Origin of the sequence: Parabacteroides sp. AF18-52 (assembly GCF_003479145.1) — a bacterium.
GTDB classification, from domain to species: domain Bacteria; phylum Bacteroidota; class Bacteroidia; order Bacteroidales; family Tannerellaceae; genus Parabacteroides; species Parabacteroides faecis.
Genome location: NZ_QUGR01000004.1, coordinates 92,649 through 119,045 on the forward strand (window position 1 = coordinate 92,649; position 26,397 = coordinate 119,045).

22 protein-coding genes are annotated in these 26,397 nt (G+C 43.2%); 18 read left to right on the plus strand and 4 right to left on the minus strand.

Annotation, left to right across the window (positions count from 1 at the left end; translation table 11 throughout):
• Positions 1-3: 3 nt before the first annotated feature.
• The 8 genes from DWX23_RS09040 (at position 4) to DWX23_RS09075 (ending at position 9,178) form a co-directional block, all read left to right on the plus strand.
• Entirely contained in the window at positions 4-1,122 is a 1,119-nt protein-coding gene (locus DWX23_RS09040) for a fimbrillin family protein (protein ID WP_122374241.1), read from the plus strand.
• Between the two features lie 67 nt (positions 1,123-1,189).
• Positions 1,190-2,359, plus strand: a complete 1,170-nt coding sequence (locus DWX23_RS09045; RefSeq protein WP_233587556.1) for a fimbrillin family protein — start codon at positions 1,190-1,192, stop codon at positions 2,357-2,359.
• Between the two features lie 49 nt (positions 2,360-2,408).
• The gene (locus DWX23_RS09050) at positions 2,409-4,967 is read left to right on the plus strand and encodes a BACON domain-containing protein (protein WP_122374242.1); all 2,559 of its coding nucleotides are present in this window, start codon (positions 2,409-2,411) and stop codon (positions 4,965-4,967) included.
• A 180-nt stretch (positions 4,968-5,147) separates the two neighbouring features.
• Positions 5,148-5,423 (plus strand): HU family DNA-binding protein, encoded by a 276-nt coding sequence (locus tag DWX23_RS09055; RefSeq protein WP_122354942.1) that lies wholly within the window; start codon positions 5,148-5,150, stop codon positions 5,421-5,423.
• Positions 5,424-5,537: 114 nt separating this feature from the next.
• Positions 5,538-6,023 carry a hypothetical protein gene (locus DWX23_RS09060; protein WP_122374243.1) on the plus strand — a complete coding sequence of 162 codons (486 nt, stop codon included), beginning with the start codon at positions 5,538-5,540 and terminating at the stop codon, positions 6,021-6,023.
• A gap of 79 nt (positions 6,024-6,102) precedes the next feature.
• Positions 6,103-7,206 carry a Fic family protein gene (locus DWX23_RS09065; protein WP_122374410.1) on the plus strand — a complete coding sequence of 368 codons (1,104 nt, stop codon included), beginning with the start codon at positions 6,103-6,105 and terminating at the stop codon, positions 7,204-7,206.
• A 145-nt stretch (positions 7,207-7,351) separates the two neighbouring features.
• On the plus strand, positions 7,352-7,705 hold the full coding sequence (locus DWX23_RS09070) for a DsrE family protein (RefSeq protein ID WP_122374244.1): 354 nt from the start codon (positions 7,352-7,354) through the stop codon (positions 7,703-7,705).
• 102 nt (positions 7,706-7,807) lie between these two features.
• Positions 7,808-9,178, plus strand: coding sequence for an ATP-binding protein (locus tag DWX23_RS09075; protein ID WP_122374245.1), 1,371 nt, complete (start codon positions 7,808-7,810; stop codon positions 9,176-9,178).
• 125 nt (positions 9,179-9,303) lie between these two features.
• On the opposite strand, the gene DWX23_RS09080 is transcribed toward DWX23_RS09075, so the two are convergent.
• The gene (locus DWX23_RS09080; protein WP_122374411.1) at positions 9,304-11,937 is read right to left on the minus strand and encodes a response regulator; all 2,634 of its coding nucleotides are present in this window, start codon (positions 11,935-11,937) and stop codon (positions 9,304-9,306) included.
• 985 nt (positions 11,938-12,922) lie between these two features.
• On the opposite strand from DWX23_RS09080, the gene DWX23_RS09090 reads away from it, so the two are divergent.
• The 4 genes from DWX23_RS09090 to DWX23_RS09105 all read left to right on the plus strand — a co-directional run bounded on the left by DWX23_RS09090 (position 12,923) and on the right by DWX23_RS09105 (position 15,093).
• Entirely contained in the window at positions 12,923-13,522 is a 600-nt protein-coding gene (locus DWX23_RS09090; RefSeq protein WP_122374246.1) for a DUF1062 domain-containing protein, read from the plus strand.
• Positions 13,523-13,568: 46 nt separating this feature from the next.
• Positions 13,569-14,297 carry a nitroreductase family protein gene (locus DWX23_RS09095; protein WP_122374247.1) on the plus strand — a complete coding sequence of 243 codons (729 nt, stop codon included), beginning with the start codon at positions 13,569-13,571 and terminating at the stop codon, positions 14,295-14,297.
• Positions 14,298-14,411: 114 nt separating this feature from the next.
• The gene (locus tag DWX23_RS09100) at positions 14,412-14,705 is read left to right on the plus strand and encodes a nucleotidyltransferase family protein (protein ID WP_122374248.1); all 294 of its coding nucleotides are present in this window, start codon (positions 14,412-14,414) and stop codon (positions 14,703-14,705) included.
• A gap of 16 nt (positions 14,706-14,721) precedes the next feature.
• Positions 14,722-15,093, plus strand: coding sequence for a DUF86 domain-containing protein (locus tag DWX23_RS09105; RefSeq protein WP_229800959.1), 372 nt, complete (start codon positions 14,722-14,724; stop codon positions 15,091-15,093).
• 99 nt (positions 15,094-15,192) lie between these two features.
• Here DWX23_RS09105 and DWX23_RS09110 read toward each other — a convergent pair whose 3' ends face one another.
• The 3 genes from DWX23_RS09110 to DWX23_RS09120 form a co-directional block, all read right to left on the minus strand.
• Entirely contained in the window at positions 15,193-16,959 is a 1,767-nt protein-coding gene (locus DWX23_RS09110) for an ABC transporter ATP-binding protein (RefSeq protein WP_122374250.1), read from the minus strand.
• Between the two features lie 3 nt (positions 16,960-16,962).
• Positions 16,963-18,687, minus strand: coding sequence for an ABC transporter ATP-binding protein (locus DWX23_RS09115; protein ID WP_122374251.1), 1,725 nt, complete (start codon positions 18,685-18,687; stop codon positions 16,963-16,965).
• A gap of 72 nt (positions 18,688-18,759) precedes the next feature.
• The gene (locus DWX23_RS09120; protein ID WP_122374252.1) at positions 18,760-20,295 is read right to left on the minus strand and encodes a hypothetical protein; all 1,536 of its coding nucleotides are present in this window, start codon (positions 20,293-20,295) and stop codon (positions 18,760-18,762) included.
• A 297-nt stretch (positions 20,296-20,592) separates the two neighbouring features.
• Here DWX23_RS09120 and rbsK point away from each other — a divergent pair, with 297 nt between their 5' ends.
• The 6 genes from rbsK (at position 20,593) to DWX23_RS09150 (ending at position 26,396) form a co-directional block, all read left to right on the plus strand.
• The gene (gene rbsK / locus DWX23_RS09125; RefSeq protein WP_122374412.1) at positions 20,593-21,522 is read left to right on the plus strand and encodes a ribokinase; all 930 of its coding nucleotides are present in this window, start codon (positions 20,593-20,595) and stop codon (positions 21,520-21,522) included.
• 19 nt (positions 21,523-21,541) lie between these two features.
• Positions 21,542-23,098: an ADP-ribosylglycohydrolase family protein gene (locus DWX23_RS09130; RefSeq protein WP_122374253.1), complete on the plus strand. Its 1,557-nt coding sequence runs from the start codon at positions 21,542-21,544 to the stop codon at positions 23,096-23,098.
• 9 nt (positions 23,099-23,107) lie between these two features.
• Positions 23,108-24,121: a nucleoside hydrolase gene (locus DWX23_RS09135; RefSeq protein ID WP_122374254.1), complete on the plus strand. Its 1,014-nt coding sequence runs from the start codon at positions 23,108-23,110 to the stop codon at positions 24,119-24,121.
• A 7-nt stretch (positions 24,122-24,128) separates the two neighbouring features.
• Positions 24,129-25,130, plus strand: a complete 1,002-nt coding sequence (locus DWX23_RS09140; protein WP_122374255.1) for a GRP family sugar transporter — start codon at positions 24,129-24,131, stop codon at positions 25,128-25,130.
• 155 nt (positions 25,131-25,285) lie between these two features.
• Positions 25,286-26,041 carry a hypothetical protein gene (locus DWX23_RS09145; RefSeq protein ID WP_122354923.1) on the plus strand — a complete coding sequence of 252 codons (756 nt, stop codon included), beginning with the start codon at positions 25,286-25,288 and terminating at the stop codon, positions 26,039-26,041.
• A complete protein-coding gene (locus DWX23_RS09150) occupies positions 26,016-26,396 on the plus strand; it encodes a GtrA family protein (protein ID WP_075557103.1) in 381 nt (126 codons plus the stop codon). Before DWX23_RS09145 ends, DWX23_RS09150 begins: the two co-directional genes overlap by 26 nt.
• Position 26,397: the final 1 nt, after the last annotated feature.

A 26,397-nucleotide genomic window follows, 5' to 3' on the forward strand; every position in this document is an offset into this window, starting at 1 on the left:
CCCATGAAACAGTTCATATATATGCTTTCGGTTGTTTTCTTTCTCTTGTTGTGTGTAGGTTGTACGCAAGCAGATATTGTTTTGCCTGAAGCTGGAGGCAAGGATGACATAGAACAAGGTGTTCCTTTATCCGTTAAGCATCTGGGCTTGTCGTTAGAGATCGAATCGAGAAGTGTCGTGACCGGCGGTCCGATGGATGGTGCTATAAATCCAAATCCGTTGACAACAGTCGGTCTTTGCGTCACGAAGCAAAGCAGTAATGGTGTTGTGAGTGCCTATGCAAGCGGAAATAATACACAGGTGTTTACTTTCGATGCGTTGGCTGTTCCTGCAGCCTGGCAACTAGCGGAAGGTGAAGAGATACTTTTACTGTTTTCGGAGGAAGGAACGGTATATGGCTTTTCGCCTGCAGAAAGGAATGTGTCGTTGTCGGGTACTCCGAGAGAACCCTTGATGAGTGGCGTTAAGATGTTGGATAAGCAGAAATTTTACTTCAGCGACGGGGGAAATCCGGTAGACGCATCGACTGACATACAGTGGGAGACAGATCAGGATGATTATCTGTATTGTACGGTTCCGGATAAAGTTGATCGTTGGCATCCGGAAGTTTCTTTAACCATGAATCATGCTTTGGCAAAAGTTAGTTTTCGGGTGTTGGAAATGGATGGAGGGGCAGTATTTGCTGACGCGAGTGTAAAAAAAGTAGTATTGAAAAGTGCTGACGGTTTTAAGAAATCTTCGAGTGCCAAGTTAAATCTGGCAACGGGTGACTTGAGTGGTACGATGACTGCTGTCGATGAGTTGTGGTTTACTGCCGATGGCGATATGCGTACGGTAGGGAGTAATGTTGTCGATGTATCCGATGTGGCGGTGCAGGCTTTCGGGTTGGTTATTCCTGTGACAGGTGTGGTTGCGACATTGGAAATGACGCTTGACGATGATCGCATGTTTACGATGACTCCTCCCGGAGGCAGCGGTTCTGTCGGCTCATTTATGGTTAACTGGATAAAAGGGAATAATTATATCTACAATATTCGGTTGTCTCCGCAAGGTGTTGTAATTGACAATATAGAGGTTGCAGACTGGGGTGACGGCGGGTCGACCGAAGTACCGGTAGAATAGGCCGCAACGATCAGGACGGGTGGGGAGCGATACCCCCTCCGTTCACTATAGAGAATTGAAAATTAAAATGAATAAGATGGTAGGGAATCGAGTACAATTATTTCTATTGAGGCTACTGGCCGGTAGTCTGCTGGCGGGGTGTACGGCAGGCCCGGTGGAGGAGATCGTACCGGAAGAGAACCGGTCGGTAGTACTCAGTTTTGGAAAACCTGACCTGGGTGTACCTGAACTTTTGACTCGTGCGGGTGAAACCGTCATCCCGTCACCCACTCCTTTGCCTGCGGGAAGTACCGTTCGTATTGGAGCCTATTTTAGAAGCAAGACAGGCGAAATATCGCCACCGGTCTCTTTTTCTACGGTAGCCCCTTCATTTGAAGCAACCTATGTGGTAGGATCCGATGGTGATTTGACCCCTTGTTGTGTGGATGCGGATGGTAAACAGATACCGGGGGATGCTCAAAAGCTGGTCGTGCGGGGCGGTATTTTCGATTTTTATGCTGTTTCACCGGCGCGTTCGTTGCTGAATGGAACCGACAGAATGTATGGAATAACCGGGATTCTCCATAAAGAAGATGTGATGACCTCTTTCGTGCGTGACGTTACGGTTTCAGGAAATGCAGGTCAGATCACGTTGAACACTTTTTGTCGGAAATGTGCACAGGTAGTATTTAATGTGATGCCTTGGCCGGGGAATGCACTCCCTTTCGATCAGTTATATGGGACCAGGCTGGTGATAAAGAATATCTCTTCTTCAGGTGCCTCCCTAATTGCAGGAGAGGATACCGGTATTCCTCCTACGGGAGGAGGTACAGGTATAAACGCACAAGTGACATTTGTTGCGGACGAGTTTGAACTTGTGGAACCGGACTCTGATCCGGATGGTCTTGGTCTGAATAAAACAAAAGGTGTTATTTTACCAAAAGACAGCCAACCTTTTGATGTAGAAATAACAGTGGTTCGAAATCAGGAGACAGCGACCCTGAGAGCTACTATAGACAGGAATATAACATTTGATGCGGGTAAACGATATATTTTCACACTTGAGGTGAAAAATAATGAAAGTTGTTTGCTTATGAGGGTACTGGCGTGGAATGCGATCTCTTTTAGAGATGATAATGTGGGAGCCCCTGACAGTCCTTATCCTGACCCGGATATCAATGAAGGGATAGGCACAACTGTAACAGTTGCCCAGTGGAGTGAAATACTTTGGAGCGGAAATGGTGATGTCGGTGGATAAGTCCTGAAAAGAACTGATAATACGAATCTTAATTAAAAAAAGAAATACAATGAAACGAGTAAATAAAGCGTGGTCGCTTGTGTTGTTGCTTCTGTTATTTGCCGGCAGTTGTACGCAGACCGATGTGGAAGAAAACGAAATTCCTCCGCATGCCTTGAAAGATGTGGATGCCGGATTCAATCTTAATGTACTGGCTAATCGGATTCCTGTAACACGTAGTATCACTTTCACTGCCGATGGTTCGATCGAATCGGATACGTTGACTGTCGGAGTAAGAGATTCGGTGCAGACCAAAGCTACTACCTCATTGTCGGAAGCGCAAGAAAGTCAGATAGCTAGCTTATGGGTAGGGCAGTATGATGTTACGACAGGCCTTCGTTTGTTTAATCAGTATCTTCCCTCTCTGACAGCAACAACTGTCAACCTGAAACTGAAACATAACCAGAATGGCAACAGGAGTCGTGTGTATTTTGTCTCGAATGCCGGTGACTTGGGTGCGATAGCAGATGAAACGACATTAAAGAAACATACATTGACTTATACACCCACAAATGCCGGCTTACCAGCTAATGATTTGTGTCAGATGGTGGGTATGTGGGAAGGCGAAGTGTTGGTCGGCGGTATAAGAAATATTACAGTAGAACTGACACGCCTGATAGCGAAGATCGAATTTACCTATTCGACAGGGGCTGAATTGAGTTTTACTCCGACTTCGGTAGTTTTAAAGAATGCCCCTGCTATATCGTTGGTGGAAGTTCCTACAGGACAGCTGGCGGATATAAGTTATGAAACTTATACCGGTACGGCTAGTCCGTTGGGTGCAACTGTTTATTGGTATCTGCCGGAGAATATGGCAGGAACTGTTGACGGTCCTGATGCTGTCGATTCCGAAAAGAAGAAAATCGGAACCGGTGTGACGAATGCAACCTGTATCGAACTGACGGGTGATGCCGTGCAGGGCAGAGTAACATATTCCGATGTTACTTTTCGTTTTTTCCCGGGTAGTAATATGAATAACTATGACGTAATACGTAATGCTCATTATACCATGACTGTTACATTGTTGGGCATAGACATTTCCGATGAACGTATTACCGTAGGCGGAATACCTCCTATTGAGGTTGATCCGGGCGATATGCCTGCTAATAAAGGCGGAGAAAAAGAGATACAAATCACAGCCCGTCCGGGGCAACAATGGGTATTCGATATGCCTGCTTGGTTGTCTGCCCTTCTGAACGGTCAGCATATTCCATCGGGTGCAACCATAACATATCAAGGTCCTGCTAATGTTGTGTTCAAGGCTGAAGAAGCCAATCCGAGAGCGGAAAGCCGTAGTGTTTCCTTTAATATTAATATAAATGACACGAGTCAGTCCGTAACAATCACCCAAAGTGGTTCTACCTTGGCGAAAGGAAATGATATTTTGCTGAATGCGGAAGCCGGCTCTGGTGGTGCTTCTTCTTTTACTGCTACCGAAGGATTACAGTGGTTGGCAACTTTAAGTGGTGACGGCTGGCTGGATTGGGCGACTACAAATCCGGGTACGTCAGGTAGTGAGGCTCTGGCTGGTGTACAAACGTTAGAGGTAGAAGCGACTACATGTAATCCGCTAGCTCAGGAGCGTATCGGAAAAATAACGGTGAAGGCGGGGGCTTCGGTGGGCGATCCCGGTTATATGGATCTAAAACAGGAAATAACTGTCAGACAAGAAGGATCTGCTGTGACCGGCTCAACAGTAAATATGAATGCGGAAGCGGCAGTCGATCAGGCATCGGCATTCATTGCTACATCCGGTTTGAGTTGGATAGCTAATGTTACGAACGGAGATTGGATTACATTATCAGGAGCGACGTCAGGAAGTCTGACAACGGGTAGTGCCCAAAATATAACTTTTGAGGTATCGCTAAATCCGTTTTCAACCCTGCGAAGCGGTGAAATCACTGTTCGTGCAGGCGATCCGATTGATGGTCCGACAGGAACGATCGCTATAAACCAGGATCCTTCTTCTTTTAGTACTACCAATGCTACAACTGTAATCGATGCTGCTGCTACCAGAACATCTGCCGGTTTGGTTACTGCTACTGCCGGTTTAGCGTGGACTATATCTCCGGAAACAAGTAATGGTATAACAGTGAGTCCTATCAGTGGTAGTGGAAATGATTCTTTGACCTTTACTGCATCCGTCAATACCGGTGCTGAACGTACGGGCATATTTACAGTGGCAGTTACAGAGGCTCCGACGCGTACAGCTACGGTTACGGCTAATCAGGAACCGGAAATTCCGGCTTATCTTGGTGCTATTCAGGTCTGTAAGACGGAAGTAGACAGTAGAGTGACTTTTAGTAATGCTAATTCTTATTGTAATAATTTGATAACGGAAGAGAGGAGTGATTGGCGTATACCTTCAAAGACTGAGTTGATACAAATATGGCAAAATAGAAATACGTTAGAGGGGATAAGTGGCTTCACACCGTTTGTTCGTTATTACTACTGGTCTGTTACAGCCGGTGGTACCTATGGTCGCTGGGTAGTGAGTCTTGGTAATGGTGATGTCGGTAGTGACTACGATACTTACAGCAATTGTATTCGTTGCGTCCGTACTAGATAGGTCTACACATTTGACACTAAATCACGGTTTGTCGTTTTTGTCAAATGGTAGAGGTATTGAACGGAAGAGCGAAAAGTAGAAGAAAAGAATCGTGCCAAGCGTACGCGGAATATCGAAAAACGTATTTAAACGGGAGAGTTGCTTGTTGTAAATTAGTAATATATTTTTAAGTAGTGGCTTATGAATAAAGCAGAATTAGTAAACGAGTTGGCTGTGAAAATGAATATCACGCAAGAACAGTCACGTAAATTTGTCAATGTCTTTCAGGAAGTATTGACAGAAGCGTTCAAACAAAATGTACCTGTCATGTTACAGGGATTTGGAAGTTTCACCTCTTGGAAACAAAACGAGCGGGAGGGGCGAAATCCCCGCACAGGTATTTCCTGTATGATACCGGCACGTACAAGTGTCAAGTTCAAACCTGGTAAGTTTTTACTCGAAGAGTTGAATGTCTGAAAATGGATCGTATTTGGGGTGCAGATTTTTAATATAATGAATTGTGAATCTGCGTCCCAATACATCTGCTATTTGTTTTTCCTATTAATTATTCAACGCCTGTCAGAATATATCATGAAGAAACAAAACAAATTAGAAGCCTTATTCCCCAATGGAAAAGTGCCGGACATAAGAGTCTTTAATCGGAGCCTCGACAAAATGTCGAAAGAAGGCCGTATCCATTTCCTTGAAAAAATCTACAAAATAGCTTTTACCGTCTGGTCTACCTTACCCCAAAAGCACCAGAAATTCATCCGGGAAGTAATCATCCACGACCGCCAGTCATACATTGATTTCATTCAGCAAAGAACCGTCATGTCCTGTCTCCGTTGTCCTCTCCGTTATCCTGTTTTGTTTATCCGAATGCTCCACCTAACCGAAATCGTAGAACGTACTGCACAAACCTCTGTAAACCATATCGCAATGTCCGTCCTGATCAGCTTCCAGATTTGTGGCAAGGTCGGAACTCTAGCTGGGCATCTCGGCAAAGATGAGATTGCTTATGAAGAGGCGTTAGTGTTGGTAGGGAAGATGACGATTGTGGAGTTTTGCGGGGGATAGGATATTATTGAGGTTTTCTTTGTCTGATTTTGTATTGATTGTGCTTTTTTATATATTTACCGCAAAATATACGGAGATTATGAGTGCTATCTATATTTGGCAACAGACAGAATGGCCTAATTTTACTTGGGATGATACAAAGTTATCCTATAAATTAGGGAAGGTACGAGGACTACAAGGTAAGCTTGTTGGCAAAATGAGTGCGTTAGGTTTTGATCTGAAGAATAGTGCGATGCTTGATACATTGACTGCTGATATTACCAAATCTTCAGAAATAGAAGGGGAAATATTGAATAGTGATCAGGTACGTTCTTCTGTTGCTCGTCATTTGGGCATGGAAACTGAAGGGTTACCTGAGGCAGATCGTTATGTCGATGGAGTAGTACAGCTAATGATGGATGCCACTCAAAATTATATGAATCCGTTGACTGATGAACGTCTTTTTAATTGGCACGCTGCGTTGTTTCCGACAGGTAGAAGTGGTATATATAAAATTACGGTTGCAGATTGGAGACAAGGGGTAGAACCTATGCAGGTTATATCAGGACCGATGGGTAAAGAGAAAGTTCATTATCAAGCTCCAGATTCGGATAATATACCTTTCCAAATGAAATTGTTTTTGGAGTGGGCGAATGATAATCAGAAGATTGATCCGGTTTTAAAAGCTGCTATTGCTCATTTATGGTTTGTAACTATCCATCCATTCGATGATGGAAACGGACGTATAGCTCGTACAATCATGGATTTATTTTTGGCTCGTGCCGATGAAATGCCACATCGTTTTTATAGTATGTCTACAGAGATACGTAAGCAGCGTAAAGGTTATTATGAGATATTGGAGAAAACACAAAAAGGCGGTTTAGATATAACCGGCTGGCTTGAGTGGTTTCTCGATTGTCTGGAAGCGGCATTGATCAATACAGAAAAATCAATCAGTAGTGTTTTACAGAAAGCAGCTTTCTGGGATAAGTATCGATTAGTCCCTATGAATGAACGACAAATCAAAATGGTAAATTTGCTTTGGGATGGTTTTGATGGAAAATTGACATCCTCTAAATGGGGTAAAATCACAAAATGTTCAGCTGATACGGCTTTGCGTGATATACAGGATTTGATAACGAAAGGTGTGTTACGTAAAACGGATGAAGGTGGAAGAAGTACTAATTATGAACTTGTAATATGATAGTTTGCGGGGATTAATATTTGTATTTGCCGTATAGTATGCGGAGATTAATTGCCATATTCTCCGCATATGGAATATGACTACCCAAAAGTACATTAGTTAAACTTATTTCGTATCTAACCTGTTCCTATGAAAAACGTTTATCATGGAAAAGTTCAGTTTTGTATTTTTGATTCGTGAAGACACTTGCTGGAATCAGTTGTTTTCACATGTGGATAATTTGAAGAAATCATCTAACGAAGTTGGAAACATCGCTGTTGTTGCTGTAGGAACCGCTTTACTTTCTTGTTTACGATTCACGAATTTGGAAACTATCAAAGAAACTATATCACGCCTGTCGTATGAGGGTACACAATTTTATTTATGTATAAATACGATGTCTCGTTATGGCATACAGGAAGACATGTTACTTCCCCAGATAGCCATTGCCCATGAAGGTGGCCTTTTGAAAGTCGCAAAACTGGAATCAATGGGCTATCATCAGGTTGTTTTGGGATAATATGAAAGAATATAAGTGATTCTACTTTCTTCATATTTATAAACTGGATCAATGGTAGGGTTTGTAAAAGTAAGTCGTATCTTTGTATTTCAATCAGTTTGTATGATAGAAGAAGAAAACTTACAAGCACTCATTCATAGCGGAGAAGGCTATAATGTAGAATTTAAAGTTCGTGTTCCCTCAAAAGTTCGTGAACTGACAGAAGAAATTTGCGCTTTTGCTAATGCAGACGGAGGTTATTTACTTATTGGAGTAGATGATAGTGGACAGGTTATTGGAACTAATTTAGAAAATGACAAACGTTCTGCTATCCAGGGTTCTATCAGTGAAATATCTCCGGCTCTCCACTGTGATATGTATGCTGTAAACATTGAAAATACAACGGTATGGGTTATCGATGTTCCGTCAGGAAAAGATAAACCTTATATATTTTCCGGTTCTATTTTTGTCCGTGAAGGAGCTAATTCTCAGAAACTTCGCACAGCAGAAGAAATGCGTAGTTTTTTTCAGGAATGTAATAAGATTTTTTTTGATGCAATTCCTTGTCTCAAGTTCAATATCTATTCAGATGTAGATGAACAAAATTTCAGGGACTTCCGCAGAGAATCCAAACTTAGTCCTGAAACTTCAGATAAACAGATTTTTGAGAACTTGATGTTGTTTAATGAGAAGGGAATAGCGAAGAATGGGGCAGCTATGTTTTTCGGCAAGCATCCAGAAAATATGTTTCCTCATGTTGTTGTGAGATGTATTCTTTTCAAAGGAACAACTAAAGTTTATATCATAGATGATAAATCTTTCGGTGGGCCACTGTATCAACAATATGTGCAAGCAATGGCGTGGCTTGAAAGCAAACTTCAAGTTGCATATAAAATAGAAGGTCCTGGACAGAGAGAAGAAATATGGGAAATACCGTTGACTGTATTTAAGGAGGCCATTATAAATGCTTTGTCCCATCGTGACTATTACGAAGAAGGAGCAACTATTACGATAGAAATGTTCGATGACAGAGTAGAGGTTTCCAATCCCGGAGGATTGTTACCGATAGTTGCTAAAAATTTTGGTCATAAAAGTATGGCACGTAATCCATTAATATTTGGATTGTTTACCCGTATGCTTTTGGTTGAAAGAGTTGCATCTGGTATTCCTCGTATGCAAGAAGCGATGAAGGATGCCAATCTTCCTGAACCAGAATTTCGAACAGATGGGATGTTTACGGTGATATTCAAGAGGCAAATAAAGAACTATGCCACCAATGACATAGTAAATGACATAGTAAATGACATAGTAAATGAGAATGAACAAGCGATAATAAACCTACTTAGAACTAAACCAGGATTAAATGCCTCAGAAATAGCTGAAAATATTTCTAAAAGTTGGAGAACAACAATGCGTTACCTTAAATCTCTTAACGAAAAAGGAGTGATAGAGTTTAGGGGTGCTCCAAAAACAGGAGGATATTATTTGAAATAAATCATTCATTATGCTCCTTACGGCATCTGTATCCAATCTGTTCAATTCCGTTATAGAGGTTTTTCCGATACGGCACAGACACACCGATTGCAACAGCGGATTGAATAGACTTTTTGAAATGTAGATTATAAAAACTCTTGCAATATATCGAAGAGTTTTGTTTTATCGATAGGCTTCATCAGATATTCATTGCAACCGGCGGTCAAAGCTGCTTGGCGGTCTGCATCGAATGCGTGAGCTGTGAGGGCTATAATCGGTAGTTTGGTGTTGAACTGCCGGATCTTCTCTGTTGCTATCAATCCATTCATAATAGGCATTTTCATGTCTATCAGCAGTAAATCGACAGGCTGACTTTTGATAATATCCATAGCTTCCTGCCCGTTTTTAGCCCGGATCAGGTCATAATCTTTCTTTAAGATAGTCGAAACCAATAAGTAATTACTTTCGATATCCTCTGCTATCAGAATCGTTTTCCGTTCGTTTGAAATGGATGATTTGTTTGGAACCGGGACGGTTTTTTTCTCCGTTTGAAGCTGTTTTTCCTGGTGTATCTCCGTTTCGCAAGGCAGAAAGGCCCAAAACAAAGAACCCTGACCAAACGTTGATTCAAAGCCGACGTTACCGCCCATCGCTTCGGCAATAGCTTTGCAGATGGATAGTCCTAATCCTGTGCCTTGAGCAAATTCGTCCAACTTTTCGAAACGCTGGAAGAGTTTATTCTTCTTTTCATCGGGAATGCCGATGCCACTGTCTCTCACATAGAGGCGAATGCCATTCTCTACCACCTCGTATCCCATTTCGATAAATCCTTTTGGGGTATATTTGATCGCATTGCTGACGTAGTTGGTTATGATTTGGGTGACACGGTTCCGGTCCAGATTAACTTTGCAATCCGGATAGGGATTATGAGAAAGCAATCGTACATATGAATTTGTTATCCGCTGCTTCATCGAGATGACCAGGTCCTCGAAGTAGGTTGAGATATCGAATTTGTCATACTTCAATTCAACGGTTCCGGATTCGATTTTCGATAAGTCCAGGATGTCGCTGATTAGTTTCAGCAACAGTTCGTTGTTGATATTGATGATTTTGATGTATTCGGCTTTCTCTTCCGGCTCGGTTGTCTCCATCAACAGATCGGAAAATCCGATGATAGCGTTCAATGGAGTCCGTATTTCGTGACTCATATTGGCAAGGAATGCAGACTTGAGTTTGTCGGACTGTTCTGCAAGGGTTTTGGCATGTTTCAGTTCCTGTATCATATTTTCCCGTTCGGTTACATCGTCCATGCGGATGACAATACCATCTGCTGTCCCGTCCTCTTTGAAAACGGGGGTACAGAAAATTTCAAGGGTATGTCCGTTTTCAAACGTGTTTTGCATCTGTTCCGTTTGTCGGGAAAGGATTGCTTGTTGCATAACGCAATCCTCGCAAGGGGAAGTAAACCCGTAAGACTCATAACAGTGGCTTCCTTTTTTGTAAGCTTCGTAGGTGAGGCTGGCTGAACAGTTGGCGACGTTTTCCCATTGCACGATATAGTCCGTGGTGATATAGACCAGGCCGGAGTAGGTATTGTTGAGTATAAGCTCGTTTTGTTGGATGAGGCCGTTCAGTTTCTTTTCGTTTTCCCGCATCATCGTCAATTCATTTTGCTTGTGCTTGTCGATGCTGATGGTCATACCGAACATAAATGTATAAAGACCTTCGTCGCGTTGGGTTGTTTCGACTAATCCTTGTGTCTGCCACCAGTTATAGGTGCCGTTATTATTCAGGTCGGCACGGTACTCTACGTTCCACTTTTCGTTTTCATGGGTTATTGCATGTCGGAAAGAGTCCAGGAAGAGTTTCCGGTCGTCGGGATGGACGAAGCTGATGAATTTTTTTAGAGAATCGTGCAATACGGGGTTAATTATAAGATTATCGGAGCCTTCGCCAAAACTGAACTTATCCTTATCCGGCTCGTAGAACCAGGTATGGGCGTTCATTATTTCCATGGACAGGTCGAGCATCTTAGTCCGTCGTTTAAGGTCGTTTTGCAGACTCTGGTCCCAACGGACAGTAAGCAACATACGCTTGCCACTGTCGAATATAACACTTTTACGAACGAGTGCGTCGTAACTCCGGCCGTCCTTCAATTCGATATGCTCCAATCCGTTGTAGGGGTTGCCAGTGGCGAATACTTCCTTGTCGGTCTTTTCGATGCGGCTGACACGTTTAGCCTCCATCACATCGTAAATCGTTTTATCGACACTGATTCCGAACAACCGCTGACTCTCATCATTACAGAATACATAACGCGAATTATCTTCTATATCTTTAATTTGTATGCAAGCCGGAATACTGTTGAGAATGTTGTCCTGTAATTGTTTTTTTTCTTCGAGTTGCCTGGTGGCACGTACTGTCTCGGTTACGTTCTGTACGATAAACAGATAATTTTCGAGTTGTCCACGGGCATCTGTAATAGGTCGGCCGATACATTCAATATGGATGTCACCATCTTGAGAGGTCGAATAATAACTGGAATCTTTTACTGTATTGAAACTATATGGAAAGGAACAGCGGATATCACCACCTTCCATCACTACTTTTTTTACTTTGTCGGGGAGGTTTGGATTGCCATTAATATTTACGCCGCTGATGTCAAAAGTCTCTTTGGGGATACCGAATATCTTGAAATCTGTGTCGTTAAGGAATTGCATCTTACCGTCCGGTGAGTATATCTCAACACCTACTGGCAACGTATTCACGATGGTGGTCATCTGATTGTATAAGGATTCGTATTTTTGCTGGAGCAACCAGCTTTCGGCTGTATTTTCGAGTTTCCCGTATTCCTTTGTCTCTATCTGGTTTCGTTTGATTACGATATCGGTGATGTCACGGATTTCGTTGAGTATCTGCCCGTCGGATAATTTGCTGATCGTCGATTCTAGGTAGTTGTCGAGGATTTTGAAATGGTATTTTACCGGAACTCCTGTCGTGGAAACGGATTCGAATGCGTCGTTCAGCATTGAGCAAGCCTGATGGAATGGTGAAGTAGGATCGCTGGCATACATGAGAATATTCGTACCGAGGATATCGTCAACCGATTTGCCTGCCAGTATTTTTAGTGAGAAGTTGAAGATACCGATTATATTTTTGTCCTTATCCAGAAGTATCATCGATTGTGGCAAAACCTTTACTATGGTTTTGTAGAATTTCAACTCTTCTTCTAGGGTGTAATCCTGAATGAATTTCATGGCTTATGTGTATTGTACATGACAAAGGTAATATAATTCATCATCTTTCAACTAAAAAGTAACCGAAAAGTCATGATATACATTCGACATAGAGAAAACCAACTGAATACGGCTCTTACATTCTCCGGAAATGCTAAAGAAACGGTAGTGGGGGGATACCAAAAACTGGTTTTGTTTGATGGCATTCGTTAGATACTCCTTGTAATTGACTAAAATAAGCAATAAATCGTTATCTTTGCCCCGAAATTATAAATATTCACGTTTTGGGAGCAATTCTTAAATTTATACTGGCTTAATATTAGCCTCATAAACCGCAGGCTGATAATTCTTTCGTTTGAGTAGTCCTACTCGAATAGGTTTCTTATTTATTTTTTTTCATTTACAGCATTGAGCTTTAAGGGCATAGGCCTTTGATGTGGTTGTTTATGGCGACTTCTGAGTTTGCTATAACTGTAATGCTGTGGATCATAATCAAATATTTCAAAGAATATCAAGCACAGTATAAAGAATGGAAACTGAATATATATGGGAGATAAAGCCTAAAAATACTCCTGCCTTAAAAAGAAAATGTAATCACTGTAATTGCGACCGGTTTTATTGTAGTAACAAATTTAGAATGAATGCGCAAAAAAGGAATATCGATGTCTGGTTGATTTATAGATGCATAGAATGTGATAGTACATATAACCTAACGATTTTGTCACGCACAAAACCTGAAAAGATAAAGAAAGAGTTATTTCGTAAGTTTTCGGAAAACGATGAAGAACTTGCGTGGGAGTATGCTTTTTCTTCAGAAACAGGGCGAAAAAATAGTGTCGAGTTAGATTATAGCAGTGTCGAGTATGAGATATTGCATGACGATATTTCGATAAATGATATCTTGAACGCGGATGATGAGTTTGTAACATTCAAGATTCAAACCCGTTTTGAGTTTGGGTTAAAGTTGTCTTCTGTCATTCGAACTTGTTTAGGGTTGTCTGCAAATCTGTTAAATCGGCTGATAGAGGCAAAAGCGATATTCAGTCCTGAGGGTTATCCGCTAAAGAAACATAAAGTAAAGGATGGAGATGTTGTGCTGGTAAACAAACATATTGCGGGAATGTTTTAATTTTGTAGTGATATAGAAAAGTATTTTAATCAAATAAGTCAGCATTATGAATTTAGAAGAAGTCCTCAATTACCGCCGTTCGGTACGGGCGTATGATAAAGAAAAACCGATGGATCCGGAAAGGGTGAAGCATTGTCTGGAACTGGCGACATTGGCTCCCAACAGTTCGAATATGCAGTTGTGGGAGTTTTACCATATTACGGAGCCCGAATTGTTGGCGGAAGTTTCAAGAGCTTGTCTCGACCAGAAAGCGGCTTCGACTGCTTCGCAAATCGTTGTTTTCGTTGTACGGCGAGACTTGTACAGGAAGCATGCTCGGTTTGTTCTCGATTTCGAACGGGAGAATATTCGTCGGAACAGTCCGAAAGAACGTCAGGATAAACGTATCAAAGACCGGGAATTATACTACGGGAAATTGATGCCGTTTGTTTATGCCCGGTTCTTCGGGGTTTTGGGGTTGTTCAGGAAGCTGCTGGCTAATACCATCAGTATCTTTCGTCCGATGATGCTCGAAGTATCCGAGAATGATGTGCGTGTGGTTGCCCATAAATCGTGTGCACTTGCTGCCCAGACGTTTATGATTGCGATGGCAAACGAAGGGTATGATACTTGTCCTTTAGAAGGGCTGGACAGCCGACGGCTGAAAAAGGCACTGAAGTTACCTCACGGGGCTGAAATAAATATGGCTATTCCCTGTGGAATACGAGACGGAAATAAGGGAATCTGGGGAGAACGGTGCAGGCTGCCGTTTGAGGATGTTTATCGGAGGGTTTGAGGTAGCTCTTTAAGCTAAACCGCTCATACATTACTTTCTTGCTGCATTTACATTTTATATTATTTTTATATTGTATCTTTGTAATGCACATAAACAAAGAAAGAGAGTAACAAAATGAAAACAACTGCTGAAATTGTAGAAATGTTGCGCGATTTCAAAGCTCATTCGGCGGAGAAGTACGGCATTATGACTCTTGGCCTTTTCGGCTCCGTTGCCCGTGGAGAACAACGAGAAGGGAGTGATATTGATGTTTGTGTGAAGCTTCGGGAAACCAGCTATCATACCTTGATGGATATTCAGGAAGATTTAGAAAAACTCTTTCGAACAAGAGTGGATGTTATAACCCTGCATGATACAATGAGAGCATTGTTTCGGCGCAATATTGAGAAAGATGCAATCTATATCTAAGGAAACAATACTCGATATGTTGGATTTCGTTGTGATGCGCACGGAATTGGCCATAAATTGTACACAAGGAGTGGTGCGTCATCATGATTTCTTGTTATCGAATGAAGGTATGAATTTGTTTGATGCTACATGTATGCGGCTTCAAACTATTGGTGAGACGATGAAAAAGATTGACCTTCCTACAGAAGGACGGTTATTGGAATGTTATACAGACGTTTCATGGCGGGATATTTTTGGATTAAGAAATATAATTTCTCACGATTATCTATCAGTTAACCCGGAGATTATATTTGATATTGTAAAGAATGAGCTTCAACCTTTACTTATAACTTTAAAAAAGATCATTTCAGATTTGGAGTCAGGACTTTATGACGACCTGTTTGTATAAGCAGGTCGTTTTCCCTTTATTTTCTGACACAGCTTTTAACCCTAAAAGCTTTCTAAAGATTACTTTTTAAGAGATGGTATGCCAGTAAATACAATTAAATTACTTGAACTGCTCCTGATTTAGCGAGTAATATATCCCTTTTAAGCGGAGAAGTTCTTCATGATTTCCTCGTTCTACGATCTGTCCGTGTTCGAGTACCAGGATCACGTCTGCGTTTCTGATGGTAGAGAGGCGGTGGGCGATAATCAGGCTGGTGCGTCCCTGCATAAGTTGGTCGAGACCTTTCTGGATAAGTATCTCGCTACGGGTGTCAATATTGCTGGTTGCTTCGTCCAATAATAGGATAGGAGGGTCGGCAATAGCGGCACGGGCGATGTTGAGCAACTGACGTTGTCCCTGGCTGAGGTTGGCACCGTCGTTTTCCAGCAAGGTATCGTATCCCTGGGGCAGACGTTTGATGAAAGAATGGGCGGCAGTCAGTTTGGCTGCTTGTACAACTTCTTCATCGGTCGCGTCAAGACGTCCGAAACGGATATTTTCGCGGACAGTTCCTGTGAACAAGTGAGTGTCCTGCAAGACGATCGCCATGGATTGGCGCAGGCTGTTTCGTTTGATCAGTTGTATCGGGTGACCGTCTATGGCAATTTCGCCCGACTGGATATCGAAGAAACGGGGGAGCATGTTCAGTATGGTTGTCTTCCCGGCTCCGGTGGCACCGACTAATGCTATTTTACAACCGGCAGAGGCATGGAGCGAGATACCTTTCAGGATCGTTTTCTCCGGTTTGTATCCGAAATAAACGTCTTTCATGGAAACATCTCCCTGTACCTGCTGTAAAGCGATGGCTTCGGGGGAGTCCGGTGTTTCCGGTGCTTCGTCGATCACTTCGAAGATACGTTCGGCTCCGGCAATGGCGGCCTGGATACTGTTGTAAAGGCTGGCCAATTCATTGATCGGACGTCCGAACTGGCGGGAATATTGCAGGAAGGCTGCAAGACCGCCGACATCAAAACCACGAAAGATGGCGAGTAGGGCACCTACAATCGTGATAAAGACGTAATTCAATGTGTTCAGGTTCTGCATGACGGGCATCATCATACCGGAATAGAACTGAGCTTTCTCTGATTTGCCTTTCAGGTCGTCGTTGAGCGTGTCGAAGTCGGACTGTACTTTCTTTTCGTGTCCGAATACTTTGATCACCTTTTGGCCGCTTATCATTTCTTCGATATAACCGTTCAGGGTACCGATAGACTCCTGCTGGGCTTTGAAGTATTTGCGGCTTCGCTGAACGATCCCTTTGGCAAAGAGGAACATTAGTGGAACGGTGATCAGAGTTACCAAAGTAAGTATCGGACTGATATATAACATCAGGCAGAAGATACCGATCAGGGTAAGAGCGCTCGACAACATATCCGACAGGCTGTCGGTCAGTGCATCACTGATCTTGTCTATGTCATTCGTGTAACGGCTCATCAAGTCGCCGTGCTGGTGTGTATCGAAATATTTGACCGGCAGATGTTCCATCTTTTGGAAAAGGTCGGCACGCATACGGGTAACGGTGCGCTGGCCTATTTTATTCAGTAGGATATATTGGATATAGACGGCGGCAACTCCTGTCAGGTAAATGGCGGCAAGGATAGCCAAGACCCTGATCAATCCGTGAAAGTCTCCGGGAAGGATATAATCATTGATAATCGGACGCAACATGTATGACCCCAACAGATTAGCCACGATACTGACAATGATCAGGAAGCCGATCACGAACAACAGCCGCTTGTCGCAGGACAGGTACGAAATCAGCCGGAAGAAAGTTTTCTTTCCTTCCCGGGGCTTTGCATTTTCTTTTAAATGATCTCCGTGTGCCATATCCTATAATAATACTTGTTGTGAATGATAGATTTCCTGATAAACGGTAGATGTTTCGATCAATTCATCCGGAGTTCCTATGGCGTTGATCTCGCCCTCTTCGAGTACGATCACCCGGTCGGCCGATTGCATCGTATTGATCCGCTGGGTGATGATAAATACAGTCGTGTCGTGTAACAACGCATTCAGGTTGTTCCGTATTTTCAGTTCTGTTTCCGTATCGACAGCACTCGTACTGTCATCCAGGATCAGTATCTTAGGTTTACGGAGCAACGCACGGGCGATGCAGATACGCTGTTTCTGTCCGCCGGAAAGATTGATGCCTCCGCGTCCCAGCAACGTATTGTAACCGTCCGTGAAGGACTGGATAAAATCGTGTGCTTCGGCGGCACGGGTGGCTTCTTCTATCTCTTCCATCGATGCGTCGGGTTTTCCCCATCTGAGGTTCTCGACGATCGTTCCGGTGAATAGCTCGTTTTTTTGGAGGACCATGCCGATCCCCTGGTGAAGTTCATCCAGGTTATAGTCTTTTATCGGGATGTTGTCGATCCGGATTTCTCCGGCAGTAACATCGTATAACCGTGGTATCAGTTGTACCAGGGAGCTTTTAGCAGAGCCGGTAGCACCGACCAGCGCAATCGTTTCGCCGGGTTCGGCCCGGAAGCTGATATGCTGTAGAATGTCATTTTCTCCACCGATATAACGGAAACTGACATCATTAAATGTCACTTCTCCTTTCTCTACCCGGTGTTTGTTTTGAAGCCCTTCCCGGGTGTTTGTCAGGGAGGGTTCCGTATTGAGCACTTCCATGATGCGTTTAGAGGAAGCGGAGGCGCGGGAGTACGACATAATGACCATTGAGAGCATCATCAGAGACATCAGTACCTGAAAGACGTAATTCACGAATGAGATCAGTTCGCCCACCTTCAACTCGCCATCCATCACCTTTTGTCCGCCCAACCAAAGGATGGACAGTATGGATAAATTCATGACTAACTGCATGACCGGGAAGATGGAAACGACGATGTTGGACGCACGGATAACCATATCGCGCAGTTCTTCGCTGCTTTTGACGAATTTATCCGTCTCAAAATCTTCTCTGACAAAAGATTTGACGACACGGATATTGATGAGGTTTTCCCTGACTACGCCATTCAGTTGGTCTACTTTCTGTTGTACTTTCAGGAAATAAGGAAATCCTTTACTCAGGATCAGGTAGACACTTCCTCCGAGGATCGGGATAGCAGCTATCAGAACCAATGCCAGTTGTTTATTGATGCTGACGACAAAGAAAACGGCCATGATGAGCATCAGTGGAGAGCGTAATAAAAGTCTCATCGACATCAGAACGATCTGCTGTATGCGGGATATATCGCTAGTAAGCCTTGTGACAAGAGAAGCTGAACTGAATTTGTCGATATCGAAAAAGGATAGTTGTTGTATTTTATTGAAAAGTGTTCCCCGTAGATCTGTACCGAAGCCGATTCCGATGCGGGAGGAAATGTAAGTATTCACAATACTGACCAATAATCCCCCGACGGATACCAACACCATATAGGTCCCGATCCGGGTAATAACCGACAGGTCACGCGGCATGACCCCATTGTCAATGATTTCAGCCATGAACATCGGCTGAACCGTTTCACACAGCACAGTGATCAGTACAAGAAGCGGGCTGATCAACAATCCCACTTTATATCGTTTAAGAATTTGCCAGTATTTTCCCATATCGTTGTTACAAAGATAGAACATAATTGGGAAATGATATGTTTTCGGGTTTCTGAAATACGGAGTTACTGGTTATTGTAACCCCGTATTCCTTTCCACCAGTATCTCTGCAAACGCTTTGTCGGTCAGTTTGCTTTCTATCCAGGAAAGGATATCGAATGTTTTAAGTAACTGTTTCTCGTATTTATCCTGCCTGATTTTCGTTATTTCTCTTTGGAATTGCATCCACAATTTATTCCGGGCTTTCTCATAAGATGGCAACGGATACCCCATGACAAAGCGGAACAAAAGTTTCTCTGTCTGGTACGTCTGTTTTTCATAACGCATATTTCGTTTGATGGAGTTGATCTCATTCTCAAAGAAACTGTAATCCCCGAGTTCCGCCTGTATAAGGAGGTTGATCAGACGTGCTGTTTTATAAGATGGTAACGCATAAAATTGTTTGCCAGCACTGAATATCTTCTTCATGCTTTTACGTGCTTTACCGGGATTTCCCAGACATAGATGAAGGATCGCAGTATTCAGATACAATTTAAGTTGTGTTTCCGGCCTGAGTAAACCGACCTTTTTGAATAAGCTGTCTTCGTTTTCTTCCGATAGGTGGAGTGCCTCTTCCAATTTCCCTGTATTTATCAGAGCAGCCTGTTCGTATTGATAGATGCAAGCACTTATTTCCAGAAGAAATTCGGTTGCGTAGTTGCCTTGTTGTATCTTTTTCAACCGTTCGATAAAGAAGGGCATTTCTTTATATAAACCTGCTGTATGGAGGCTGTCCAGTACACCCTTTATTGCGCTTAGATAATAGATCGGAGGATTAAGGATCAGATGCTGGTTCGATTCAAAAAGAGCGATAAGTTCCTGATAAAAGCGGATCGCTGATTTATAATTACCCGTATTCAGATAGTAGGCCGCCTGGAACAGCAGGTGTAGTTTCTTGGCCTCAAAACCTTTATATGAACTATTGGCTATCAGATTGAGTTCGCTCAATACCAGATCGTTCAGGTTATCTTTCTGTTTGTCCGACCGGACATATCCTTTATAGGTGATGCGGTGCTTTAGAATATCATATAGTTGCAGATGAAGGTTCGTATTTCTTGAATACTTCATAATGTCGTTTATTTTCATCTGCTTACTGACTAACTCCCTTTCGGAAATCTCCTTAAAGCCAAGCGAACTGAGATATTTCAGTTCTGTTCTCCGGATGAGAAGGAGAAGAGGGTCGTTCTCATAAGTCACTGCCAGGCTTTTGGCCTTATCCAACTGGCTGAAAGCGGCATCGAAGAGTTCCCTTTCAAAAAGTATCTCGGCTTTGGTGATATGGTCGAAGATCGCTGTCTGTACATCTTCTTTCTTTCGTAGATGGGCCAGGCAATCCATGATCACCCGGTAAAGATGTTTTGCTGCCATCTCAAAGTTACCTTTGCTCTGTTCCTGACAGTAAAGTTTACAGATATCCTCGGAGGAGGTCCCTTTATTGATCAGGTCGAACAGAAGGAGATAGTTCTTTTCACCGCTTTGCAAATTCGCGTACAGGCGGAAATATCTTTTTTCCGCTTTGGTAAGTGATTGGATAAGCAGGATCAGATGATCCGGATTTGTGTATTTCATATCTGTATCGGATTGTTCTTTCAGGATATTAGTTCCTGTTGCACGACGAAATTAAATAAACTTTTTCATATGAAGACTGTAAAAATGTTTTTTCTATTCTTGTTTTACTCTTGGTAATAGGAAGATTTATAACTTGTTTTGTGAATTATATTCATTTGTTTATTAGTGATTTATTGTTCTGTAGTAGAAATAAATCTTAGATTTGGGTTTATCTGTATACTCGAATTATTCATAGAATAGTAGAGAATATAAAGTTATATTTGTATCGCTTCATTGCAGACTTTAAATTTTATAGATATGGACACTGAACAATTAGACCGGCATAATATCCTGGTGGTTGGTAGCAGCAATACGGATATGGTTATCAAAGCCGGACATCTTCCCCGTCCGGGGGAAACCATTGTGGGAGGGACATTCTTTATGAACCCCGGTGGTAAAGGGGCCAACCAGGCAGTCACTATTGCCCGTTTGGGAGCTTCCGTCACTTTTATATGTAAAACGGGCAGTGATATTTTCGGTCATCAGTCGCAACAACTTTTTGAGGAAGAAGGCATCAATACCTCGTATATCTTTTCTGATTCGGAGCATCCTTCCGGGGTCGCTTTGATTACCGTGGACGATCATGCCGAAAACTGTATCGTTGTTGCCTCGGGAGCAAATGCCAATTTATTACCGACCGACCTGGCAAAAGCGGAAGAGGCGATCGATCAGGCGGATATTGTCCTGATGCAGTTGGAGATTCCGATGGAAACAGTCGAGTATGTTGCGGAAATAGCTTATCGCAAACATAAAAAAGTGATACTGAATCCTGCTCCGGCGCATCCATTATCTCCTTCATTACTGAAACATCTCTACATGATCACCCCAAATGAGACGGAAGCTGAAATGATTTCCGGTGTGAAGATAACCGACCGGGAATCGGCAGTTAAGGCAGCCCGTATACTTTCTGAAATGGGAGTGGAGAATGTTATCATTACGCTGGGTTCGAAAGGAGCATTGGTGTATGGTGCTGAGGAAGCGGATTTTGTACCGGCTCTGAAAGTGGAAGCCGTGGATACAACCGCTGCCGGTGATGTCTTTAACGGTGCACTGACTGTTGCTTTATCGGAAGGACGGAGTCAATTGGAGGCAGTCCGTTTTGCTTGTAAGGCTTCGGCAATCTCGGTAACCCGGGTCGGGGCACAATCTTCTGTCCCTTACCGGAGTGAAGTCGATATATTTGAGTAAACATTATAATCTGCTAATTATGAAAAATCTGATTGTACCTATTTTATCCGGCTGTTTATTCCTGTTGGGAACTGTAGCCTGTTCGGAACAACCGTCTGCCGGAAAGCAAATCGTCTTACCGTCGGAAATAGCCATCAGTAAGGAGAAGCTGATGGATAAAATCAAAGGAGGATGGGCCGGACAAACGATCGGTTGTACGTACGGAGGACCGACGGAGTTTCGTTATAACGGGACGATGATACAGGATTATGTCCCTATTTCCTGGCCGGACGGCTATATCAAATGGTGGTATGAGAACAATCCCGGTCTGTATGATGATGTCTATATGGACCTGACCTTTGTGGATGTCTTCGACCGTTTGGGATTGGATGCACCGGTCGATTCGTTTGCGATGGCATTTGCAAAAGCCGGATATATGCTGTGGCATGCCAACCAGGCTGCACGGTATAATATTTTGCAGGGTATCATGCCTCCGGCTTCCGGTCATTGGCTGAATAACCCGCATGCGGATGACCTGGATTACCAGATCGAGGCCGATTATGCCGGTCTGATGTCTCCTGGAATGCCGAATACCGCTTCTGAAATTTCGGATAAGATCGGTCATATCATGAATTATGGTGACGGTTGGTATGGAGGTGTTTATGTAGGAGCCATGTATTCGCTGGCATTTGTTTCGGATGATATCGGGTTTATCGTTACCGAAGCCCTCAAAACTATACCAAAGGAGAGCCGTTACTATCAATGTATGAACGATGTGATCCGTTGGCATAAAGAATTTCCGGATGACTGGAAGCGGACTTGGTTTGAATGCGAAAAGAAATGGAGTGAAGATGTCGGTTGTCCGGACGGTGTTTTTGTCCCGTTCAATATTGATGCGGTGATTAATAGTGCCTATATTGTGATCGGCCTGTTGTATGGCGAAGGTGACTTCTATAAAACAATGGATATTGCTACCCGTTGCGGTCAGGATTCCGATTGTAACCCGGCTTCTGCTGCAGGTATTTTAGGTACAGTGCTGGGATACAGTAAAATCCCTGACTATTGGCTGAAGAACCTGAAAGAAGTGGAGGATATGGATTTTGCCTATACAACGATTTCGCTTAATAAGGCCTATCGGATGAGTTTCGATCAGGCTTTGCAGGTCGTTGAACGGAATGGAGGAAAGATAGAAGGAGACCAGGTACTTATTTCCTGCCAGCAGCCTGTCCCTGTGAAATTGGAGAAAGCATTCGACGGCTTGTATCCTGTAGATCGTATCGGTGTCAATAAGCGTGTTGCCGATGTGGGAAATGTCGGATTTGAAGGAACCGGTATTGTCTTTAAAGGACATGTGCAGTCGAATAATAATGAATATGTGGCCCGTGTGGAAATGTATATGGACGGGGAGTTGGTCGAAACAGCCAACTTGCCTGCTTCGTATATTACGCGCCGCCATGAATTGTTCTGGAAATATCAGTTGCCGAAGAAACCGCATACAGTCTCTTTCAAGTGGCTGAATCCGCAACCGAATGCATCCGTTAATTTCGGAGAAGCTATCGTTTATTCCGATACCCCGTTGAAAATAAACCATCAATAATGTCTTATCATGAAACAATCCTTTTTGTTAATCTGTGTATTATCCCTGCTGGTCGCCTGTAACGGAACAGCGAAGAAAGCAACGCAGGAAGCTGCCGTACAACCAGTGAATCTGATTCTGGATACCGATTTGGGCCCTGATTACGACGACGTAGGGGCGATGGCTGTTATGCATGCACTAGCCGACAGCGGTTATGTGAATATACTCGCAACCTTGTCTTCTAACCACGATGAGTTGGTTATTCCTTGTATAGAGGTGTTGAATACATATTTCAACCGCCCTGATATTCCGTTGGGAGCACCTAAAAGCGAAGGTGGTGTAACAATGACTTCCGGTCATAAAATAAAATGGACGGAGATATTACCGGCTAAATATCCGCATAAGACCAAAAGGACATCGGACGCTCCGGATGCAGTCCAGGTATATCGTAAAATATTAAGTTCGCAACCGGATGGCAGCGTTGTCATTTGTACTGTCGGCTTTTTCACGAATCTGAAGGACCTGCTGCTTTCTGTCGGTGATGAATACAGCCCGTTATCAGGAAAGGAACTGGTTGCTAAAAAGGTAAAAAGAGTCGTGGCGATGGCTGGCTTGTTCCCGCAGGGACGTGAGTTTAATGTGCTTTGTGACACACCGGCATCGAAAGTAGTTGCCGAACAATGGCCTACAGAGATCGTTTTCAGTGGCTTTGAGATCGGTAATGTCATTTTTACCGGGAAGAAACTGGTGGCATCCGATATAGATAATAGTCCTGTCAAAGACACCTATGCACAGTGTTTTGCAGAAGGCGATCCGGACGGTCGGATGAGCTGGGACCTGACGGCGGTTCTGGTTGCGATCAAAGGTTATGAACCGTACTATAACGTAGAACGGGGAATCTTTAAGGTAATCGATGAAGAAGGCAGCAACACCTGGATCCCGGATGAGAACGGCCGGGACCTTCGGCTGATCGAAAAAGTTCCGGCCAGCCAGATGGCAGCTTTGCTGGATAATTATATGATGCATCAACCTGTATTAAAATAGAAAAGTTATGTTTATCGTACAAAGTTATACTTTAGCAATCGTTTTCTGTGTCGTTACCATGCTATGCTGGGGCTCCTGGGGAAACACACAGAAGTTGGCTTCCAGAACATGGAGGTACGAGTTCTTTTATTGGGATTATGTGATCGGAGTACTTTTATTCTCCATCCTTTCCGCTTTTACCCTGGGTAGTTTTGGTTCGGAAGGGCGCAGTTTTCTGCCCGACCTGATACAGGCGGACTGGAACAATATAGGCAGTGCTTTTCTGGGAGGTGTTATTTTCAATGCTTCCAATATTCTGCTTTCGGCGGCAATCGCTATATGCGGAATGTCCGTCGCTTTTCCAGTGGGAGTTGGGTTAGCCTTGGTGCTGGGCGTGCTGATCAATTATTTCGGTGCGGCAAAAGGAGAACCGTCCTATATCTTTGCAGGTGTAGCTTTGATCACGGTTGCCATTATATTGAATGGCCTGGCTTATAAAAAAGCCCTGGTCGGATCGAAGAAAGTATCCGGTAAAGGTATCTTTATTTCTGTTGCCGCCGGTGTGATTATGGCTTTCTTCTACCGTTTTGTAGCTGCTTCGATGGACCTGGATAATTTTGCCTCTCCGGCAGCCGGAAAGCTGACACCTTATACGGCTGTATTCATTTTTGCTTTGGGGGTTTTTGCCAGTAATTTCCTGTTCAATACGATCGCGATGAAGAAGCCGGTGGAAGGTGCGCCTGTCTCCATAAGCGGTTATTTCAAAGGCAATATCCGGACTCATCTTGTCGGAGTATTGGGAGGTGTGATCTGGTGTGTCGGGCAATCATTCAGTATGATCGCATCCGAAAAGGCAGGAGCGGCAATATCCTATGGTTTAGGGCAGGGAGCGACGTTAGTCTCCGCCTTATGGGGGATCCTGGTTTGGCATGAGTTCCGGGGAGCACCTAAATCTTCCGATTATTTGAATCTGGGTATGTTTATCTTTTTTGTCATAGGATTGGGTTTCCTCATCTACGCGGGTGCCTGATACTTTGTAATTGAAAGAAATCCGGGGATAGAGTGCTTTTTATGGGCCTTTATCCCCGTTTTTGTACGATAATACCAAAAATATCGGGAAAAAGCCTTACTTTTGTCTTAGTTTCTTGTTTATTGGGTATAGTATATAACTAAAAAAACAGGTCTATGAAAGAAGAAGGCGATGTATTCAAGAGGTTCCGTGACTCTTTTAGTAAGATGGACGGACATTTCCATATTTTAGAACAGCGTGTTCCGGTAGAACTTCAGATGGAATATTTCAAATATTCCGAACAGGTTCGTAAAGGCAAAGTGAAGCAAGATTTGGATGATATGGATTATACAGCCTTCCGCGAAAGTCTGTCTAATCCGGAGGCGACAACCGATTATAAGAAATATATTTTATCCATGTTAGCCACTTCAAAGGAAGTGAAGGCCTATCGGATGCTGGAAGATTATGTGCAGCATCCCGATGAAGATGTCAGCAATTGGGCATATATGGCTTTGATGGAAAGCCGTATCTCGTTGGAGTCGGAATTGTCGGATGAGAAACAAATATATATTTCAACAGGGCTGGGAGGCAAAGGTGAAAAATTGCGCTTTTACGTATTGATGTTGTCCAAGGACAGGAACCCTTTTCTGGACTATCAGCGTAAAGTGATCGAACGTGAATTCGCTTACTTTTTGCCGCAGGCAGACTGTGAGATAGAACGGTTGACGATCGGTGAACAATATGTGGAACTGGTATTTTTGATACCGGTGCGTGCAGACATCAAGTTAACTCTCGACAGGGTTATCAATGAATGTAATCAGTACGGTGATTTCCTTTCGGATATCTTTACGATAACGAACGTAAAAGAACTTACGCAGCAGGAGATTACTGATATTATAAATAAGAATGGAAACAGTAAAACAAGCCATTAAGTATGGCGTGGTAGGGGTGAGTAACACCTTGATAACAATGGCTGTTATCTGGGTGATGATGAAACTCTTCGGATGTCGGGAAGGTTTATCTAATTTAACGGGATATGTAGCAGGATTGCTGAATAGTTTCATCTGGAACAAGCAATGGACTTTCAAGGGAAGTTCTACCGGGTGGACGAAAGGTGCAATCCGCTTCGGTATTGCGTTTGCGGTATGTTATGTCCTGCAATACGGGCTGGTACTTCTATTAAATTCCCAGTTAACGATCGATCATTATTACAACCATTTAATAGGTATGGTTTTCTATACAGCGATCAATTTTTTAATAAACAAGTTTTATACCTTTAAGGCTTAAC

Bases quoted from the DNA above. Each gene is read 5' to 3' on its own strand.
- DWX23_RS09055 (WP_122354942.1), top strand. From the start codon at position 5,148: ATGAATAAAGCAGAATTAGTAAACGAGTTGGCTGTGAAAATGAATATC.
- DWX23_RS09150 (WP_075557103.1), top strand. From the start codon at position 26,016: ATGGAAACAGTAAAACAAGCCATTAAGTATGGCGTGGTAGGGGTGAGT.
- DWX23_RS09100 (WP_122374248.1), top strand. From the start codon at position 14,412: ATGAAAACAACTGCTGAAATTGTAGAAATGTTGCGCGATTTCAAAGCT.
- DWX23_RS09145 (WP_122354923.1), top strand. From the start codon at position 25,286: ATGAAAGAAGAAGGCGATGTATTCAAGAGGTTCCGTGACTCTTTTAGT.
- rbsK (WP_122374412.1), top strand. From the start codon at position 20,593: ATGGACACTGAACAATTAGACCGGCATAATATCCTGGTGGTTGGTAGC.
- DWX23_RS09090 (WP_122374246.1), top strand. From the start codon at position 12,923: ATGGAAACTGAATATATATGGGAGATAAAGCCTAAAAATACTCCTGCC.
- DWX23_RS09135 (WP_122374254.1), top strand. From the start codon at position 23,108: ATGAAACAATCCTTTTTGTTAATCTGTGTATTATCCCTGCTGGTCGCC.
- DWX23_RS09060 (WP_122374243.1), top strand. From the start codon at position 5,538: ATGAAGAAACAAAACAAATTAGAAGCCTTATTCCCCAATGGAAAAGTG.
- DWX23_RS09115 (WP_122374251.1), bottom strand. From the start codon at position 18,687: ATGGGAAAATACTGGCAAATTCTTAAACGATATAAAGTGGGATTGTTG.
- DWX23_RS09040 (WP_122374241.1), top strand. From the start codon at position 4: ATGAAACAGTTCATATATATGCTTTCGGTTGTTTTCTTTCTCTTGTTG.
- DWX23_RS09080 (WP_122374411.1), bottom strand. From the start codon at position 11,937: ATGACCACCATCGTGAATACGTTGCCAGTAGGTGTTGAGATATACTCA.
- DWX23_RS09075 (WP_122374245.1), top strand. From the start codon at position 7,808: ATGATAGAAGAAGAAAACTTACAAGCACTCATTCATAGCGGAGAAGGC.
- DWX23_RS09140 (WP_122374255.1), top strand. From the start codon at position 24,129: ATGTTTATCGTACAAAGTTATACTTTAGCAATCGTTTTCTGTGTCGTT.
- DWX23_RS09105 (WP_229800959.1), top strand. From the start codon at position 14,722: ATGTTGGATTTCGTTGTGATGCGCACGGAATTGGCCATAAATTGTACA.
- DWX23_RS09045 (WP_233587556.1), top strand. From the start codon at position 1,190: ATGAATAAGATGGTAGGGAATCGAGTACAATTATTTCTATTGAGGCTA.
- DWX23_RS09130 (WP_122374253.1), top strand. From the start codon at position 21,542: ATGAAAAATCTGATTGTACCTATTTTATCCGGCTGTTTATTCCTGTTG.
- DWX23_RS09120 (WP_122374252.1), bottom strand. From the start codon at position 20,295: ATGAAATACACAAATCCGGATCATCTGATCCTGCTTATCCAATCACTT.
- DWX23_RS09050 (WP_122374242.1), top strand. From the start codon at position 2,409: ATGAAACGAGTAAATAAAGCGTGGTCGCTTGTGTTGTTGCTTCTGTTA.
- DWX23_RS09095 (WP_122374247.1), top strand. From the start codon at position 13,569: ATGAATTTAGAAGAAGTCCTCAATTACCGCCGTTCGGTACGGGCGTAT.
- DWX23_RS09110 (WP_122374250.1), bottom strand. From the start codon at position 16,959: ATGGCACACGGAGATCATTTAAAAGAAAATGCAAAGCCCCGGGAAGGA.
- DWX23_RS09065 (WP_122374410.1), top strand. From the start codon at position 6,103: ATGAGTGCTATCTATATTTGGCAACAGACAGAATGGCCTAATTTTACT.
- DWX23_RS09070 (WP_122374244.1), top strand. From the start codon at position 7,352: ATGGAAAAGTTCAGTTTTGTATTTTTGATTCGTGAAGACACTTGCTGG.